We start from the raw sequence: 18478 nt of genomic DNA, 5'->3' as shown, positions 1-18478 counted from the left end.
CGCACTGTCGCGTATCGACGCGCGTCGAACCCTGCCCTTTACGACTGCAACGAGCTCCCCATGTCCCTCGCCCCTACCGTCCTCTCCGCGTTCACGCCGACCGGCAAGCTGCGCGCGTCGATCAATCTCGGCAATCCGATCCTCGCGAATCGCGACCCGGCGACGGGCGAGCCGTTCGGCGTATCGATCGACCTCGCGCGCGCGTTCGCCGAACGACTGTCAGCCGAGCTGGAGCTCGTGGTGTTCGACGCCGCCGGAAAGTCGGTGCAGGCACTGTCCGACGAGCGGGCCGATTTCGGCTTCTTCGCGGTCGATCCGCTGCGCGGCGAAACGGTCGCGTTCACGGCACCGTACGTGCTGATCGAGGGGTTCTATCTCGTGCGCGAAGCTTCGCCGATCCGCACGAATGCGGACGTCGACCAGCCCGACAACCGCGTGACCGTCGGCAAGGGCAGCGCCTACGACCTGTTCCTCACGCGCGAACTGAAGGCCGCGCAGATCGTGCGCGCGCCGACGTCGCAGGCCGTCGTGCAGACCTTCGTCGAGCAGCAGCTGGAAGTCGCGGCGGGCGTGAAGCAGCAACTCGAGGCCGACGCGGCGAAGACGCCCGGTTTGCGCCTGCTCGACGAGCGGTTCATGGTGATCCGGCAGGCCATGGGCGTGCCGAAGAGTCGCGGCGAAGGGGCCACGGCGGCACTGAATGCGTTCGTCGAGGAAATGAAGGCATCGGGCTTCGTCGCGGATTCGCTGCGGCGGCATGGCATCACCGGCGCATCCGTCGCGCCGCAAGCGTGATGGCATACGGCGTGACGCAGCGACCCGGGACTGCGCGCGCCCCGCTGTTGACCTGAAATGCGAAAGCAGGCTCGATACCCGTCGGCTTGCGAAACGGGATCGATGCCTGCTTCCGCGCCGCACTGACGCGGCGGTTCGCCGAATCAGCCGGCCTTGCCGTGCGGCGGATTGGCCAGCGGCGTGCGTTGGCGGCGGCGCCACCAGAATGCGACGCCCAACAGCGCGATCAGCACGACAACCACCGCACCAGGCAGCATCAGCGGCCGGACGCGCACGAGCAATGGAACAGGGCCGCCGCTGCGCACGACCGCAACGTCATCGGCCGTGACGGTCACGTCCGGATTGCCGTATTGCGCAAGCACGTAGTTCGAGATCGCAGCGATCTGATCGTCTTTGAGCGGCTGGACGTAGGAATCCTCACCGAAAGACGGCATCAGCACGTGCTCGCCTCCGACCTCGCGATCGACGCCGTACAGGATCGCCGCAATCAGGTTCGACGGATTGCGCGAGCCCGTGGCGGTATTGTTCGACAGCGACGGATACGCCTGGCTCGGGCTGCCCTTGCCGTTGGCCTGGTGGCAACTCGCGCAGTATCCGCTGAACAGCGCCGCACCCGTCGTCAGCGTGCCGTTCGAATTCAGCGCGGATGCGCCGCGCAACGTCGCCTCGCTGCTGACCGCCTGCCCGTGCGCGAATGCCGGCACCGACTCGCGGTCGTCGCGGATCGGCTTCGTGCTGCGCAGATACGAGACGATCGATTGCAGGTCCGCGTCCGACAGATACTGCAGGCTGTTCTGCACGGCTTCCGCCATCGGCCCGGCCGCCTGGTTCTTGCCCGGGGCGCGGCCGGTCTTCAGGTACGACACCAGCTCGGCGTCGGTCCACGCGCCGATGCCGCTCACCGGATCCGACGTGATGTTCGGCGCATACCACGCGCCGAGCTGCGCACCGCCCAGGTTGCGGCCGAAGTCTTCGGCCATCAGCACGTTGCGCGGCGTGTGGCACGCGCTGCAGTGCGCGAGCACGTTGGTCAGGTACGCGCCGCGATTCCACTGCGCGTCGTGGGCCGGATCGGCTTCGAAACGCTTGTTCGACAGGAACAGCATGTTCCATCCCGCCATCGCCATGCGCATGCCGAACGGGAACGGCAGGTTCGTCGCGGGCGCGGGTTCGTCGACCGGTTTCACCGCATGCATGAAGTAGCTGTAAAGCGCATGCACGTCGTCGTCGCTGAGGCCGCTGTACGACGTATAGGGCATCGCGGGATACAGGTGCGCGCCATCCGCGCGCACGCCTTCGCGCAGCGCGCGTGCGAACTGCACTTCGGTGTAGTTGCCGATCCCGGCCGTTTTCGACGGCGTGATGTTGCTCGAATAGATCTGCCCCATCGGCGACGCGATGCCGTACCCGCCCGCGAACGGCTTGCCGCCATCGAGCGCCGTGTGACATGCCATGCAGTCCGCCGCGATCGCGAGCTGATGGCCCTTTTCGATCAGCGCGGCGTCTGCCGATGTCGAAGCCGTGCCGGCCGGCGCATCCTGCGCGAGGGAGGATGCGCTGCCGACGAGCGCGAACAGGCCGGCTGCGATGGCCGCGCGATATCCGGTGCCGCGCCGCGCGCGACGGTGTCGTTGAATCGTGTGTGTCATCGCATCAACCCTTCGCGAGGCTGGCGGAAATCGAATCCGCGGCCTTCAGGCCAAGGGCCGCCATCGACAGCGTCGTGTTGACGACGGACGCCGACGGCATCGCGCCACCACCCGGCAGCCACAGGTTCGCATGGTCGTGCGCGCGGCAGTCGCCGTCGACGACCGAGTTCTTCGGATCCGAGCCCATGATGGTGCCGCCCATGATGTGATTGTTCGCGTTCAGCGTCGTCGTGATGTTGAATTCGACCGCGTCGAACAGGCTGCCGATGTGCGACAGCTGCTTGCATGCCGCGTCGTAGCCGCGTCGCACGTAGTCGCCGACGTCGTAGTGGATGTCCGGGCATGCGAGGCCGAGCGGATCGACGCGCGTCTTGCTGAGCGTCAGGCGGTTGTTCGGATCCGGCAGCGGTTCGAGGCTGATCGACAGGTCGACGCCGTAGATCGCGCGCCGCCGGATTTCCTCGTCGAGCGCCTTGCCGACCAGGCCGAGCTTCAGCGACTGTTGCGTCGCCGGCCCGACGCGCGAGATGTTGTTCAGGATCATCTTGTTCGCGGAATACTGCCCGCGGAAATCGCCGTCGCGCGGACCGACGATACAGCTGCTCTGCGCGGGGCCGCGGCCGAGCCACATCGGCTCGTTCGCGAGGAACGTGCAGTGGAAGCCCGAGTGATCCATCATGTTGCGGCCGACCTGGTCCGAGCCGTTCGCGATGCCGTGCGGATTGCGCTCGTTCGCGGCCAGCAGCAGCAGACGCGGGGTCTCGATGCCGTTGCAGGCGAGCACGAACCGCTTGCCGCTCGCCTTGTGCGACTTGTGCGACGCGTCGTACCAGTGCACGGCCGTCACGCGATTGTTCGCGTCGGTGTCGATCTTGTAGACGACCGATTCGGCGAGCACCTTCGCACCCTTGCGCTCCGCGCGCTCGATGTGGTGGATGCCGTTGTACATCGCACCGATCGGGCAGATCGGCTGGCAGTTGTTGTTGCCGCAACAGGTCGGGCGGCCATGCCACGGCCGCGTGCTGCGCGCCTGCGGAATCGGGATCGACCGGTAGCCGTGCGCGTTGACGATTTCGGCGAAGCGCCGGTCGCCATGCCCCCACGGCACCATGTCCATCGGATACGGGCGGCTGCGTTGCGACGGCGACTGCATCGCCGGGTCGCTCGGCCCGGCCACGCCCATCTCGTCTTCCGCACGGCAGTAGTACGGCTCGAGATCCTCATAGGCGATCGGCCAGTCGCGGCCGACGCCATACGTCGACTTCATCCGGAAATCGACCGGCAGATGCCGCCAGCTCGACGCGGCCCAGTGCCACGTGGTGCCGCCGACCGTGCGCAGGTAGCCCTGCTGGAAACTCTGGCCGTCCGGACCGCTCAGGCCGACGTAGTTGTTCTTCGGAAAATACAGCGGGGCCGGCGCATTCGGCGCCTGCGGGTAGAGCCCCTGGAAGTCGGAGCCGACACGGTTGTCGAACGGCATGTTGCGCCAGTTCTCGACCGCCTGCCCACGCTCGATGCGCAGGCCGGATTCGAGGATCAGCACCGAATGGCCCTGGCTCACCAGCTGGTCGGCGATCAAGCCGCCCACCACGCCGGATCCCACGATCACGACGTCGGCCGACACGTCGCCGTTCGATTCAAATACAGGAGTTTTCATGAGATTCAGGCGTGCGTTTGCGGGTGCTGTGAAGTGGCTGACGCGACGGCTTTGCGCGGCGGCGCGACATCGGCCGGCGGCGGTTCGGCGGTCCACCACAGCGGGCCGTTTGAACAGTAGGTCGGCGCGCTCATCCCGTCGTGGACGGTGTCGTACATCAGCGCATCCGCATACGTGACCATCACGGCCTTCTGGCCATGACCGACGGTGCCCGTGTACCACGCGGCGACGATCGCGAGCGCGGTGTCGTGCAGGCCCGCGCCGTCGGCATCGGCCAGCAGTTGTGCCGGGGTCTGCCCGGCGCGCATGCGTTGCGCCAGCGCGGCCGCACGCGCGGCGAAACCGGCGTCCGTGCGGTGGAACGCGTCGATGAGGCGCCGGGCCGTCATCGGGTCGAGATTCGCGTGGCCGGTCAGCGCTTGCGACAGTGCGAGAAAGGTCTTGGCGTCGAGCGACGGCTGCTGCGCGAATGCGGATCCTGGCGCGGCGGTGAGCAGCCCGACTTGCGTCAGTGCCGCCGCCATCACTTTCAGGGCTGCTCGCCGGGTAATGCCGGCGCGCGCGATGACGCGCGTTTCATGATCGTTTGGGGCCATGTCGTTTTCGTCTTTTTGGCGAGAAGTTGCTCGCAGGCTTTCTTGCTTCGAAATAATCGGCGGCGGGAGCCGCTCCGCGCGAAACGACGGAATGCCTCCCCCACCGGCAGTGCGTAACCCGTCCGAAAGCACCGGCAAACGACCATGCCCGGCTGAACCAAGTATTGCACATGCCATGCAATGCGAATTTTTATCTGGCCGGATTATGCATAATCCGGCCAGCGAATGGAACCGGTTCCATTTTTGCATCCAGCAACCGGTTCAAATTTTCATCGCAAAGGGGGAAGTGTAGCGATATCGATCGAATCGCGTATTTTCGCGACCGGGTCGAGCAGTCAATCCCGGCTGACGCGGGGCGAATCCGTCAGGCCGCAGTCGGCCTCGGGTACGCGCAAAACCAGATGAAATTAAAACGTCAGATTTACATTATTTATTTGAAAGGATAATCGACGTATAGACGGCTTGCCTGTTGCCCGGCGACTTACCGGATTGCCGCCGCCCCCGCGGCCGCGATCACGCTATCCTGCACACCCGCGCCACCGCTGGCGCCGATCGCACCGATCAGTTGCCCGCCCACCACGATCGGAATGCCGCCCTCTCCGGCGAGAATGCCCGGAATGCTGAGGTTGCCGGTCGCGCCGCCGTTGTTGATCGCGTTCTGCATGTCCTTGGTCTGCCTGCGGAAACGCACCGATGCGCGCGCCTTGGCTTCCGCGATTTCGATGGATGCGAGTTGCGTTCCATCCATTTTGTCGCTCGAGACCAGATTCCCGCCGCTGTCGACGACGACGAGCGCGTATTTCCAGTTTCGGCGCCGGGCCTCTGCTTCGGCTGCCGTAATGGCCGTGCGCGCCTGTGCCAACGTAATCGGCGGACCGTAGGGGATGTCGTACGGGAGTTGCTCGGGAATCGGTGCCGGTGCGGGGGATTGTGCTGCGGCATGGGCGGTGAAAATGGCGCTGGCCACAATGAAGATACGGGACTTTTTCGAAAACATGAGAGACGGTTCCATAAAGGCTCGATGAGGCCGATTTGCTCGGCGAACTGCTGATCTTACTTGCGTCGCACACTTGGCGCCTTGTCGATATGGGCACCGCAGCCGCTCCATTCGGGGATGGCAGCTGACCGTCAGGTTATGACGCAAGCCTGTAATCGAGGTTGGAATGCGGCGCCGGCCGCGCATGACTGTCGCGGCGGAGGCCGCCGTGGGGACCCGCCTGTATTTATGCAACAACGTTTCTTGATTGCTGCGGCCCCGGATGCTATCCGACGTCTCATGGCACCCCCGAGACCGCGGGCGCTATCGATAGTCAACGAGACTTTCGGCATCCCGTTTCCATCCACGGAATTTTAATGAGGATGACTACGAAATTGAATGCACGGATACGGCCCGGTCGATGGCATGGTCGTGGCGGCGGCCGGCGAGCAGCCCCCGCCGGCCAGGTCAGGCCCCTTCGACCAGCACGGCCCGATAGCGTGCACCCTTGAAGCGATGCTGGACGGCGGCCTGGTATGCCGGGCTGTCGTACCACGCGTGCGCGGCGTCCCTGGACGGAAACTCGACGATCACCACGCCTTCCGGGCCGTCGCCCTCGAGCGTTTCTTGCGGGCCATACGCGGCCAGCACCTTCACCGGGTGGCCGGCCAGCGTCGCGCCGACCTTGCTCTGGTAGATGTCGAGTTCGTGTTGATCCTGCGTGCTTTCACGCGTGAAGACGATATAGGTCGCCAAGATTGCACTCCTGATGCGGTTCGAGAATGACTGGACGATCCGGAGACGTCCGTCGGCCAACGGCAATCATCCTAACCATGCGGTGTGCTTTCTCGTATACCCCTGTATCCAACTCAGTATTCGAGCCGGATTAACAATGGATGCGCCCGTTCGGTCGGGCGCGTGAGCTGATGGTGTGTGACGCCGGTCGGGTCGACCGTTGTGTCGACCTGCCAGCTTGTGACGGCTTGCGCGACGCGCGATCACGCCGGCGGCACTGGGCGTTGACCGCCGCACGAAAAAAAACACCCCTCGAAGAGGGGTGCATGGGCCGGATAGCGGTTCCCCGCAGCCACTTGCAAGTGAGCTGCGGGGAAAACATCGCCCGGCTCCGGAGCCGTCGATACGAAGCATCACGCTCACCCTACCCGCGCTTCTCCCTCACACGCGGCTTCCCCCTCGTCCGACCCCGTTCGCGCAAGCACGGGCCTGAGCGCCTGCCCGGTATGGCTTGCGCTCACCTGCACGAGTGCTTCCGGCGGCGCCGCCGCGACGATCGTGCCGCCGCCCACACCACCTTCCGGCCCGAGATCGATGATCCAGTCGGCTTCCGCGATCACGTCGAGGTCGTGCTCGATCACGACGACGCTGTGCCCCGCATCGACGAGCCGGTGCAGCACGCGAATCAGCTTCGCGACGTCCGCCATGTGCAGGCCGACCGTCGGTTCGTCGAGCACGTACAGCGTATGCGGCGCCTTCTGGCCGCGCCGCGTGATGTCGTCGCGCACCTTCGTCAGCTCGGTGACGAGCTTGATGCGCTGCGCCTCGCCGCCCGACAACGTCGGCGACGGCTGGCCGAGCGTCAGGTAGCCGAGGCCGACATCCTTCATCAGCTGTAGCGGATGCGCGATGTTCGAGATCGGCGCGAAGAACTCCACCGCCTCGTCGATCTCCATCGTCAACACGTCGCCGATGTTCCGGCCGCGCCACGTGACGGCGAGCGTTTCGGGGTTGAAGCGCTGCCCGTGACACACGTCGCACGGCACCTTCACGTCGGGCAGGAAGCTCATCCCGATCGTGCGCACGCCTTGCCCTTCGCAGGCGGGGCAGCGCCCGTCGCCGGTATTGAACGAGAAACGCGACGCCGTGTAGCCGCGCGCACGTGCTTCCAGCGTATCGGCGAACAGCTTGCGGATCGTGTCCCACACGCCGATATAGGTGGCCGGGCACGAGCGCGGCGTCTTGCCGATCGGCGTCTGGTCGACTTCCAGCACGCGATCGATCTGTTCCCAGCCGCTCAGCGATTCGCAGCCCTGCCACGCATGTGTGACGTTCAGCGACGGCCGCGGTGCGCTGCGCGCCAGCACGCTCGAACGGCGGTTGGTGGCCGGCGCGTCCTGCTGCGCGGCCTTGCGCGCACGCCGCGTGGCCGGCGACGACAGCACCGAGCGGCCGACCGCGTCGAGCAGGTTCGTCATCAGCACGTCGCGCGCGAGCGTCGACTTGCCCGAACCGCTCACGCCCGTGACCGCAACGAGCCGCGCAAGCGGAATGCCGACCGTGACGTCGCGCAGGTTGTGCAGCCGCGCGCCATGCACGGTCAGCCACGCATCCGGCACCGCGGCACCGCCCTTCTTGCCCGGCAGGCTCACGCTGCGGCGCGGCTGCAGCGGGTGCGTCATCGGTTGTGCAAGCAGGCGCCCGGTTACCGAATCGGACTGCGCGGCCAGATCCGCGACCGCGCCCTGCGCGACCAGCGTGCCGCCGCGCTTGCCGGCGCCCGGGCCGACGTCGATGATGTGATCGGCGCGGCGGATCGTGTCCTCGTCATGCTCGACGACGACGAGCGTATTGCCCTTGTCGCCGAGCTTGCGCAGCGCATCCAGCAGGATCTGGTTGTCGCGCGGATGCAGGCCGATCGTCGGCTCGTCGAGCACGTAGCAGACACCCTGCAGGTTGCTGCCGAGCTGCGCGGCGAGCCGGATGCGCTGCGCTTCGCCACCCGACAGGCTCGGCGCCGCGCGATCGAGGCTCAGGTAGCCGAGCCCGACTTCCTCCAGAAACGCGAGGCGGCTGCCGATCTCGCTGACGATATCGCGCGCGATCTGCGCGTCGCGCCCCGTCAGTTCCAGCTCGTCAATCCAGCGGCGCGTGTCGGACACCGTCCATTGCGCGACCTCGACGATCGGATGCGCGTCGAACGTGACCGCGCGCGCGGACGGGTTCAGCCGCGTACCGTTGCAATCCGGGCACGGCTCGTTGCCCACGCCTTCCGGTTCCTGCTCGTCGGAAGGCAGCGTCTGCTCGCGGCCGCGATCGTCGCCTGCGAGCACCGTGTCGTCGTACGCGGCGCGCTGTTCGCGCGTGAGCGTGACGCCGGTGCCGACGCAGGTCGTGCACCAGCCGTGCTTGCTGTTGTACGAGAACATCCGCGGGTCCAGCTCCGGGTAGCTCGTGCCGCACACCGGGCACGCGCGCTTGACCGACAGCACCTTGACCGTGCCGACACGCGCGGTCGAATGATCGTTCTGCATCGCATGGTGCAGCCCGTCGAGCGGCGCGAGCAGATGCATCACGCCCTTGCCGAGCTCGAGCGTCTCGTCGAGCACGCGCCGCAATTCGGCCTCGTTGTCCGGCGACACGACGATATCGGCCACCGGCAGCTCGATCGTATGCTCGCGGAAGCGGTCGAGCTTCGGCCACGGATCGACCGGCACGAACTCGCCGTCGACGCGCAGATGCGTGCTGCCGCGCGCCTTCGCCCACTTCGCAAGATCCGTATATACGCCCTTGCGGTTGACGACGAGCGGCGCGAGCAGCCCGACGTGCTCGTCACGATGATCGCGCAGCAACTGAGCGGCGATCGATTCGACCGATTGCGACGTAACCGGCGTGCCGTCGTGGATGCAATGCTGCAGGCCGAGCTTCACGTACAGCAGCCGCAGGAAGTGCCAGACCTCGGACGTGGTCGCGACCGTACTCTTGCGCCCGCCGCGCGACAGCCGCTGCTCGATCGCGACGGTCGGCGGAATGCCGTACACCGCATCGACTTCGGGGCGGCCGGCCGGCTGCACGATCGAGCGCGCATACGCGTTCAGCGATTCGAGGTAACGGCGCTGGCCTTCGTGGAACAGGATATCGAACGCGAGCGTCGACTTGCCGGAACCCGACACGCCGGTGATCACGTTGAACTTGCCGTGCGGGATGTCGACGTCGAGCGCCTTCAGGTTGTGCTCGCGCGCGTTGACGATCCGCACGACATCCTCGCCTTCGATCGCACGCCGCTCGCGCGCCGCGTTCAGCACGGCCTGCAGCGGCTTACCTTCGTCGGCGAGCGCCAGTTCGGCATCCATCGCGCGGTCGTACTGCAACAGCGCCACGCCCGTGTGCGATTCGGCGCAGGCCTTCACGTCGTCAGGCGTGCCCGCGCACAGCACGAGACCGCCGCCGTCGCCGCCCTCCGGGCCGAGATCGATCAGCCAGTCGGCCGCGCGGATCACGTCGAGGTTGTGCTCGATCACGATCAGCGAATGGCCGGCCGCGAGCAGCTTGCCGAACGCCTGCATCAGCTTCGCGATGTCGTCGAAGTGCAGCCCGGTGGTCGGCTCGTCGAACATGAACAGCTTCGCCCGCGCGATGCGCGCCTCTTCCGTGACGACCCGGCGCCCGTTGACGGCTGCCGCCGATTCGGCGAGGAAACCGGCCAGTTTCAGGCGCTGCGCTTCGCCGCCCGACAGCGTCGGCACCGGCTGGCCGAGCTTCACGTATTCGAGGCCGACGTCGACGATCGGCTGCAGCACGCGCAGCACCTCGGCGTCGGTCGCGAAGAACGCGGCCGCTTCGCTGACGGTGAGATCCAGCACGTCGGCGATGCTCAGCGCACGGCCGTTGCGCTCGATGCGCACTTCGAGAATCTCGGCGCGGTAGCGGCTGCCGTCGCAGTCCGGGCAGCGCAGGTAGACGTCGCTCAGGAACTGCATCTCGATGTGCTCGAAGCCCGAGCCGCCGCAGGTCGGGCACCGGCCGTCGCCCGAGTTGAAGCTGAACGTGCCGGCGCCGTAGCCGCGTTGCAGCGCGAGCGGTGCCTTCGCGAACAGCTTGCGGATCTCGTCGAACGCGCCGACGTAGCTCGCCGGGTTCGACCGCGTGGTCTTGCCGATCGGCGACTGGTCGACGAACACGACGTCGCCCACCTGGTCGGCACCCGAGAGGCTGAGGAACGCGCCCGGCGACTCGGTCGCCTTGCCGTGGTGCCGCGCCATCGCCGGATAGAGCACGTCCTGCAGCAGCGTGGACTTGCCGGACCCCGACACGCCCGTCACGCAGACGAGCCGTTGCAACGGAATCTCGACCGTGACGTCGCGCAGGTTGTGTTCGCTTGCCCCTTCGAGCACGATGCGCGGCGTGTTCGCGTCGACCACCCGGCGTGCCCAGTTCGACGCATGCGCGACATGCTTGCGGCCGCCGAGATACTCGCCCGTCAGCGTATGCGCCGACCGGATGTCGCCCGGCGTGCCGTCGTAGACGATCGTGCCGCCGCGCTCTCCCGGGCCGGGCCCCATGTCGATCAGCCGGTCGGCCGCGAGCATCACCGACGGATCGTGTTCGACCACGACCAGCGTATTGCCCGCATCGCGCAGCCGCTGCATCGCCTCGACGATCCGCGTGAGATCGCGCGGATGCAGCCCGATGCTCGGTTCGTCGAGCACGAACAGGGTTTTCGTGAGCGACGTGCCGAGCGCCGTCGTCAGGTTGATCCGCTGCACCTCGCCGCCCGACAGCGTGCGGCTCTGCCGGTCGAGCGTCAGGTAACCGAGCCCCACGTCGCACAGGTATTTCAGCCGCGTGCGCACCTCGGCGAGCAGCAGCTTCAACGCATCGTCGAGCAGCGCGCTCGGCAAGGTTATGTCATCGAAGAAGCGGCGAATGCGCTCGATCGGCAGCAGCATCAGGTCGTGCACGGTCAGGCCCGGCAGCGCTTCGAGCTGCGCACGGCTCCAGTCGACGCCGCGCGGCATGAAGCGGCCGGCCGGCGCGAGCACGCCGTCGGCGTTCTCTTTCGAGCCGAGCCGCCATTGCAGCGATTCCGTCTTCAGGCGCGCGCCGCCGCACACGTCGCACGGCGTGTAGCTGCGATATTTCGACAGCAGCATGCGGATATGCATCTTGTACGCCTTCGACTCGAGATAGCCGAAGAAGCGCTTCACGCCGTACCACTGGCTCTGCCACTTGCCGTTCCAGTCCGGCGACCCGTTGACGACCCAGTCGCGCTCGGCGTCCGACAGCTCGGCCCACGGCGTGTCGCGCGGGATGCCGGCTTTCGCCGCGTAGCGCATCAGGTCGTCCTGACACTCCTTCCAGGCCGGTGTCTGCATCGGCTTGATCGCGCCGCCGCGCAGCGTCTTGCGCGCGTCGGGGATCACGAGGCCGAGATCGACGCCGATCACGCGGCCGAAGCCGCGGCAGGTTTCGCACGCGCCGTACGCCGAATTGAACGAGAACAGCGCCGCCTGCGGCTCCGCGTAGCGCAGGTCGCTGTCGGGATCGTGAAGCCCGGTGGAGAAGCGCCACACCTGCGGCTCGGCGGCCGCGCCATCCGCCTGCTCCGGCTCTGCCGCGAGCACGTACACGTTCACGCGCCCGCCGCCGCGCTTCAGCGACGCCTCGATCGCCTCGACGACGCGCACCTTGTCGGTGTTCTGCACGCGAAAGCGGTCGGCGACCACGTCGAGCACCTTGCGCGGCCCGGTGGGCGACGCGACCTCGCGCTGCGCCTGCACGCGCGTGTAGCCGCTCGCGGACAGCCACTGCGCGATTTCTTCGTCGGACACCGTTTCAGGCAATTCGACCGGGAACGTGACGACGACACGCGGATCGTCCGCCTGCGTGCGCGCGACGAGCTCCGCGTAGATCGTCTCCGGCGTGTCGTGCCGCACCTGCCGCGCGGTCTGGCGGTCGAACAGCTCGGCCGCGCGCGCGTACAGCAGCTTCAGGTGATCGTTCAGCTCGGTCATCGTGCCGACGGTCGAGCGCGAACTGCGCACCGGGTTGGTCTGGTCGATCGCGATCGCGGGCGGTACGCCGTCGACGCGCTCGACCTGCGGGCGATCCATCCGGTCGAGGAACTGCCGCGCGTACGCACTGAACGTCTCGACGTAGCGCCGCTGGCCTTCCGCGTACAGCGTGTCGAACACGAGACTCGACTTGCCGGAGCCCGACGGGCCGGTGACGACCGTCATCTCGCCGGTGCGCAGGTCGAGATCGAGATTCTTGAGGTTGTGCTGACGTGCTCCGCGAATGCGGATCAGATTGCTGGATGACAATTTGCCTGCCCGTCTGAATGAGTTAACCAGAGTGCTCGGTGCCGGAACGCTGCGGCGGATGCCCGCAGGCGCGGCGCACGTGCCGCAAGGATTGCATGGGTTGCACCTGTGCGGCTCGATTTCGACGGACACTATACTGTATATTCATACAGTTTTCCACGACGACCCTGGGGGCGTCATGGGCAGGCGGCTGGCTGTCGGGATTCACTTTACCCGGAACGCTGTTCGCTCAAGCTGGAACCCGGTTCGGACATCGCGCATGCCCCGCCTTGTCAGAGCGATTGAGACCCGATTCAAGGTGGCGGTCGAGCCGGGAAGAATCGGGAAAGGCCGGACGGCGAAGTGCAGTTATTTCGGAACGTTCGACATCTGATTGTTTCCCTGCTGCAGCAGGCTGCTTGCGGCCCAGGCCGCCGCCGCGACCTCGACCGACTGCGCGCGATAGTCTTTGATGCTACCTTGCTCCGCGAACACGGCACACTCGTAGTTCGACCGGCATTCCTGACGGGAAACCTGAAAATTTTGCATGACCGTAAGCCGGATAGGGCGAACTTCACCCAGGCTTGGCCCGTTTGACACCGGAAACGACACGCCCCGCACATCGGGCGTCAAGTCCATTCTCAGATATCGGATAGCTCATGAAGAACAGCGTTCTGGTGACGTCCGGTCGCGCCGCTCTTGCGACCGAAGTCGTCGGCAGTGGAGACCCGATCGTGTTTTTGCACGCACGCGTTGCGGATAGCCGGATGTGGGGCCACCAATTGCGTGAAATAGGCACGCGCCGCCAAGCCATTGCCTATGATCGGCGAGGCTTTGGAGAAACAGCTGCTGAAGCAGAAGCTCATTCTTCCGTCGAGGATTTGATCGCCGTTGTCGAGTCGGTGACAGACGGCGCTCCTGCAATACTGGTGGCCTGCTCGCAAGGCGGCGGCATAGCGCTCGACGCAGCGCTTCGATATCCGTCACATGTTCGCGCTCTTGTTCTTGTGGCGCCGAGTGTGACCGGCGCGCCAAAACTAATCCATGCGCCGCAGATTGACGATTTGATTACCCGTTTAGCAGACGCTGAAGCCAACAGCCACATTGAAGAAGCCATTGCAATACGCGCGAGTCTCTGGCTTGACGGCCCGCTTCAGCACGAAGGGCGCGTGAAAGGCGAGGCCCGCAAGCTGTTTGACGAGATGAACGCTGTCGCTCTCGGTTTGCCCCCGGCAGGCATGAACACCGACGCACCGATCGCATATGGGCGCCTGGAAGAAATTTCAGTGCCGACCTTGGTGATGTGCGGGGAGCTTGACCTTCCCGGCATTCAGGAGCGTAGTCGTTACCTCGCGAATACCGTATCTGGCGGCATCTTCCACCCAATCTCAGGTACCGCCCATTTGCCGAGCCTCGAGCGGCCTCGGGAGGTCACGGGCAAGATCGTGGATTTCATCCGATCGCTGTAATGTTCGGCAATGGCGGACGTAGCGGAACGCTGACGATGATTCCCCCGTGCGGAAAGGCCTCGTCAACCAGGTCGTGAATGTGAAGGCGCGCAAGCGTCCACCATGCGTCGTTGCATCGCCTTCGCGACACTCGCTTTGCACGGTCGCTCGAACCAGTCGGAATGCCGTGCTTCGCCGCTCCCGAGCGCATCCGGATACCGTTTCCCGGTTGCCCCTGTCCCGGGCTTCCGATTTCCATCCTGCGGACTTCCCGTTACAACCCGTATCCGATGTCTCGGGAATCCAGCTGCAACGCTCCTTTCCCGCATTCGTCCTACACTTCACGTGTTCCTTCTAACCGTAGCGTTGCAATGAACATCGATTTTGACGTCGACTGCGACAACCAGGGCCATTATTCAAATGGCCCGCATGCCCACGCTTGCGACATGCTGTTTGTCCCGCTCGACGGCATCTTTTCGGTGTCGTCGCCGCGCCAGGCCCGCGGCGATGTCCTGGCGAGCGGGAGTCTCTGGTTCGTTCCCGAGCGGCACATCCATCACGTATCCGCAACGCCCGGACAGCGCCATCTCTGCTACTACCTGAACATCGACAGCCTGATGCCGCGGGTCAATGCGGACCTGCGCTCGCCCATACAACAGTCGGAGAAATGGGGAACATCGCTGCTCCTCGCCGACCTGCTGCGCTTGCGTGCGCATCTCGCGCGAAAATCCGGCCCGCTTCTCGGGCCGTACGAACTCGACCTGCTCATTCTGCAGGAGGCCGGTCGCATCATGACGTCCGTCCCGCCGTCGCGCTCGCACGACCCGGCGGACATCGTGCGCGAAGTCAGGATTCATATCGGCGAGCACCTCGACGGCGATCTGTCCTGCGCGACGCTCGCGCGTCAGTTCGGCACATCCGAACGGACGCTGTCGAGATGGTTCCAGGCCGAACAGGGGCGCTCGATCGGCCAGTACGTACTCGATACACGCCTCGCAGAAGCGAAGCGCCTGCTCTTCTCGACCACCTTGCCGATAGTCGACATCCAGAACACCGTGGGCTTCGCTTCGGCCCCTCACTTCGCCTACTCGGTGCGCAAGGCCTTCGGCCTCTCGCCGCGACATCTGCGGCGCCGTGGCGCGGCCGAGTGGCAGGAAATCGACAGTCCTGACCTGTCGTCGACATAACGCATCGACGCTCCCCCTTACGCTCTGAATGCTGACGCTCGCGGCTCGACCGCCTCGCGAGCCCGCGTCAGCCGAAATTCGCATGAGCCTTGGAACGGAGTTGTCCGGTTGAAGTCAGCAGACTATCGGTGGTACGTGCTCGGCGTATCGACACTGACGCAACTGACCGCGGCGCTCGCGAGTCAGGGCATCGGTGTGTGGGGCACGTTCGCGCAGAAGACGTTCGGACTTTCGCTCGGCCAGATCGGCGGACTCGCGACGTTCTCGAATGTCGTCCCCATTCTCGGGCTCGCACTCGTCGGGCGCGTGCTGGATCAATACGGCGAGCGCGGGCCCGTCGTCCTCGGCCTGGCGATATTGAGCGTCGCGATGACGCTCGTGGCGCTGTCCTCCGGCTACGCGGGGCTCGTTGCCGGCATGCTGATGATCGGCGTCGGCTACAGCCCGGTTCAGCCGGGCGGCAGCCGGGCAATCTATCACTGGTTTCCGCCCGGCGAGCGCGGCCTTGCGATGGGTGTCCGGCAGGCAGCGCTACCGCTTGGCGGCGCACTGGCGGCGGTGTTCTTTCCCGCACTGCTCATCCACACGGACTGGACGCGCGCGATGCTCGGCGCGAGCGCCGTGCTCGCGGCATCCGCCATCGTGTACGGCGCCGTTTTCCGGAATTCGCCGCGGCATGCGCAGCGTGCATCCGCGTCGGCGCTGCAGGGCCTGAAGCACCATCTCCGCGACGCCGGATTCCGGCGAATCTCCGTGGTCGGTGCTGTGCTCGTCGGCGCGCAAACCGCGGTCTCGATTTTCTGGGCGATCTTCGCGCAGCGTCGCTTCGGTTATTCGCCGACCGATGCAGCGTGGGTGCTGTTCATCGTGCAGTTGAGCGGCTCGGCAGGCCGGATCGCGCTGTCGGCCATCAGCGATCGCGTTGCCGACGGCAAGCGCCGGCTCGTCACGCTGTGTCTCGGCGTGACGCCCGTTGCGCTGATCGCCGCGGCATCGCTTCCCGCGCACTCGGCGACGTGGGTCGTCGTCACGTTCTCGGTGCTGATCGGCGTGTGCTGTTTCGGCTGGTACGGCCCGTGGGTGGTCTGGCTGTCGGACAGCGCAGAGGATGGGCAGGTCGGTGAAGTGCTCGGTGCTGCGATGGCCATCAACCAGATTGCGATTGCGTCCGTTCCCGCGATGTTCGGTTTCGTCGCCGGCGTCGTGCCCGCCGCTGCACTGCCCTGGTACTGCATCTCCGGCGTGCTCGGCCTCGCTTTCGCATGGACGCTTCGGGCTTCGTCGAAGGCACGCGGCGCGTCGCCTGCCGGCCGCAGCACCGACACCCGAAATGCGAGGAAGTACCAGCCTTTTCGGTGACGAGGCTCGGATGGAGCGACGCGCGAACCCAGGTCACTCGCGCGTGCAGATGGCGATCGATGTTGGCGAGTGCCGGCGTTCCTGTTTGAAAGCAATCTCGGGAGACAGGGCATGAAAGGGATGAAGATCGATATGCTCAAGGACCATTGGTACCCGATAGCGTATCAATGTCTCGGTGGGCTGCTGGCGTTGTTGGCAACAGCAGGCGTCATTTTCACGCTCAGGCTCGCGATCAGGTCGGTAACGTCTTTCGGGTAAGCCGCGTCGCGCGCTGAGCGGATCATGGGTATGCCCTCCATCTGCGACGTCCCGCAGAATCGAAGAGCATATCGGCGGCGACGCTTGCTACGCTCTAAAATTCTTTCCCAGGTGCTCTCCAAGTGAGAAGTATTGACGAAACACGTAGTACAGCGGATGCCATCGCTCGATATGGATTCGATCTTCGGTGGATAGCAGTTCGGCATGCACGTGTATCCGTAGTGCCCTAAGCTCGGCCGCAATCATGGCGTCAGCCTCGTTACCTATCCGGTGGATGCGGACCAGGCTCGCTTCAATTTGTATCGGGCATTCAGCGACTCGCATTGGAGCGATGCATTCACTGGCTTTCGTCGTGAGCCCTGCACGCTTGAATTTATCGCGTTCGAATCGATACCCCATCTGCTTCTTTATGTCAGGCATGGCTTCAGACCCGGAAGTTGCTGCGATGGCCTCGACGTTCGCCCAAAGCGGTGCGTCTGGCAAGTTGAGTACCAACTCCTCGCATCGTTCGAGATTGCGACGGCATTGACCGGTTTCGCTCAAACCAATCACTAACGTATTGGACAGCGCCCAGTAGGATGAGATCGGGCTGAGATTTGTGGTGCCGTCTGGATTCAGGCTGGAAACGAGGGCGACGGGTGTGCCGAAATATAAAACCGGGAGGCTGACACTGCGAGTTTCCATGATTGTCGAAGGAGTGTTTTCACCCCTCATTGTCGACATGATCTGGACCACTTCGTTTCAGTGCTTCATGAAACGTCCATGTATATCGGCAGGCGTCTTCCGGGGTAATGGCGCGTCGTAGTCGTCAACGGTTTTCGCCCGCGGCGGACGCTGGAACAGCCAAGTGAGGTAGCGGTCGGGATCGATACGATTCGCGCGGCATGTCTCGATCAACGAGTAGAGGCTCGCACTCGAGGTTGCACCGTTCATCAGCGTACGAAGGCGGGGTTGCGCACAAGGACTCGCGCGATCCACCTGCCCGAAGGATCTGGAAAGCGTGAATCCCGACACTGGCGAGGCGCTGAATGAGCAAGACCGCGGCTCGCCAGGCCATCCCTCCTTACCTACGCCTTCTTCGTATAAGTGTTGCACCACCCTTTCGCATTGACCTGCTTGCCGCCGAAAATCGCGCACGGCCCCGTCGTGGCGCCGGCCTTGCCCTGGTAGAACTGGCAATTCGCGCAGGCCTCGCCCGTCTGGAATTTCGGGTACTTCGCATGGTCGACCCGGCTGGCATCCGCCTTGTAGCCGAGCGCCTGGGCATTTGCATCGGTTTCCTGCACGACACCGGCGCCCGCATCCACCGCCGCCGCGCGGCGTCCAATGGCGAGCGCGGAGGCGAGAACGGTGGTGGCTGCAATAAAACGTCGACGCGAAAATTTCATGAGGTCCTCCCTTCAGATTGGCGTGAACAGATGTCCGGGAAGCGTCGTTCCCCGATGGCGGGACGCCGTCCGCTCCAAAACGGCGTCCGTCGATGGCGCCGTGCCCATCGCGATGCGCAGCGCTCGTC

The 18478-nt window shown here is 65.2% G+C and carries 13 protein-coding genes and 1 pseudogene; 4 read left to right on the top strand and 10 right to left on the bottom strand.

The features are described from left to right. Positions 1-60 precede the first annotated feature (60 nt). Entirely contained in the window at positions 61-795 is a 735-nt protein-coding gene (locus tag JYJ84_RS00615) for an ABC transporter substrate-binding protein (RefSeq protein ID WP_175221093.1), read from the top strand. 143 nt (positions 796-938) lie between these two features. Here the strand turns inward: JYJ84_RS00615 and JYJ84_RS00610 are convergent, their stop codons facing one another. The 7 genes from JYJ84_RS00610 to JYJ84_RS00580 all read right to left on the bottom strand — a co-directional run bounded on the left by JYJ84_RS00610 (position 939) and on the right by JYJ84_RS00580 (position 13349). Continuing rightward, positions 939-2444, bottom strand: a complete 1506-nt coding sequence (locus JYJ84_RS00610) for a cytochrome c (RefSeq protein ID WP_175221091.1) — start codon at positions 2442-2444, stop codon at positions 939-941. A 4-nt stretch (positions 2445-2448) separates the two neighbouring features. Then, the gene (locus JYJ84_RS00605; RefSeq protein ID WP_175221089.1) at positions 2449-4101 is read right to left on the bottom strand and encodes a GMC family oxidoreductase; all 1653 of its coding nucleotides are present in this window, start codon (positions 4099-4101) and stop codon (positions 2449-2451) included. 5 nt (positions 4102-4106) lie between these two features. Then, the gene (locus JYJ84_RS00600; protein ID WP_226215418.1) at positions 4107-4946 is read right to left on the bottom strand and encodes a sorbitol dehydrogenase family protein; all 840 of its coding nucleotides are present in this window, start codon (positions 4944-4946) and stop codon (positions 4107-4109) included. A 232-nt stretch (positions 4947-5178) separates the two neighbouring features. Continuing rightward, complete coding sequence (locus tag JYJ84_RS00595) at positions 5179-5694, bottom strand: heme-binding protein (protein ID WP_226215421.1); 516 nt, start codon at positions 5692-5694, stop codon at positions 5179-5181. Between the two features lie 447 nt (positions 5695-6141). Beyond that, positions 6142-6429, bottom strand: a complete 288-nt coding sequence (locus JYJ84_RS00590) for a DUF1330 domain-containing protein (RefSeq protein WP_122949952.1) — start codon at positions 6427-6429, stop codon at positions 6142-6144. A gap of 398 nt (positions 6430-6827) precedes the next feature. After that, positions 6828-12731 carry an excinuclease ABC subunit UvrA gene (uvrA, locus tag JYJ84_RS00585; protein WP_175221087.1) on the bottom strand — a complete coding sequence of 1968 codons (5904 nt, stop codon included), beginning with the start codon at positions 12729-12731 and terminating at the stop codon, positions 6828-6830. A gap of 348 nt (positions 12732-13079) precedes the next feature. Further along, positions 13080-13349 (bottom strand): hypothetical protein, encoded by a 270-nt coding sequence (locus tag JYJ84_RS00580; protein WP_175221085.1) that lies wholly within the window; start codon positions 13347-13349, stop codon positions 13080-13082. Between the two features lie 20 nt (positions 13350-13369). Here JYJ84_RS00580 and JYJ84_RS00575 point away from each other — a divergent pair, with 20 nt between their 5' ends. The 3 genes from JYJ84_RS00575 to JYJ84_RS00565 all read left to right on the top strand — a co-directional run bounded on the left by JYJ84_RS00575 (position 13370) and on the right by JYJ84_RS00565 (position 16704). Beyond that, complete coding sequence (locus JYJ84_RS00575; protein ID WP_175221083.1) at positions 13370-14179, top strand: alpha/beta fold hydrolase; 810 nt, start codon at positions 13370-13372, stop codon at positions 14177-14179. Between the two features lie 269 nt (positions 14180-14448). Beyond that, positions 14449-15345 carry a helix-turn-helix domain-containing protein gene (locus JYJ84_RS00570; RefSeq protein ID WP_175221081.1) on the top strand — a complete coding sequence of 299 codons (897 nt, stop codon included), beginning with the start codon at positions 14449-14451 and terminating at the stop codon, positions 15343-15345. Positions 15346-15453: 108 nt separating this feature from the next. Then, a complete protein-coding gene (locus JYJ84_RS00565; RefSeq protein WP_175221079.1) occupies positions 15454-16704 on the top strand; it encodes an MFS transporter in 1251 nt (416 codons plus the stop codon). 345 nt (positions 16705-17049) lie between these two features. Here JYJ84_RS00565 and JYJ84_RS00560 read toward each other — a convergent pair whose 3' ends face one another. From JYJ84_RS00560 to JYJ84_RS00550, 3 genes and pseudogenes are all read right to left on the bottom strand, one after another. Next, on the bottom strand, positions 17050-17646 hold the full coding sequence (locus JYJ84_RS00560) for a flavin reductase family protein (protein WP_175221077.1): 597 nt from the start codon (positions 17644-17646) through the stop codon (positions 17050-17052). Positions 17647-17703: 57 nt separating this feature from the next. Continuing rightward, a pseudogene (locus JYJ84_RS00555) lies at positions 17704-17895 on the bottom strand (transposase domain-containing protein); the annotation flags it as partial. A 134-nt stretch (positions 17896-18029) separates the two neighbouring features. After that, on the bottom strand, positions 18030-18350 hold the full coding sequence (locus JYJ84_RS00550; RefSeq protein WP_175221075.1) for a high-potential iron-sulfur protein: 321 nt from the start codon (positions 18348-18350) through the stop codon (positions 18030-18032). Positions 18351-18478 lie beyond the last annotated feature (128 nt).

It is taken from the genome of Burkholderia sp. LMG 13014 (assembly GCF_905232215.1).
GTDB lineage: Bacteria > Pseudomonadota > Gammaproteobacteria > Burkholderiales > Burkholderiaceae > Burkholderia.
The sequence above is the reverse complement of the archived record's forward strand: the minus strand, read 5'-3'. Positions and strand labels throughout refer to the sequence as shown.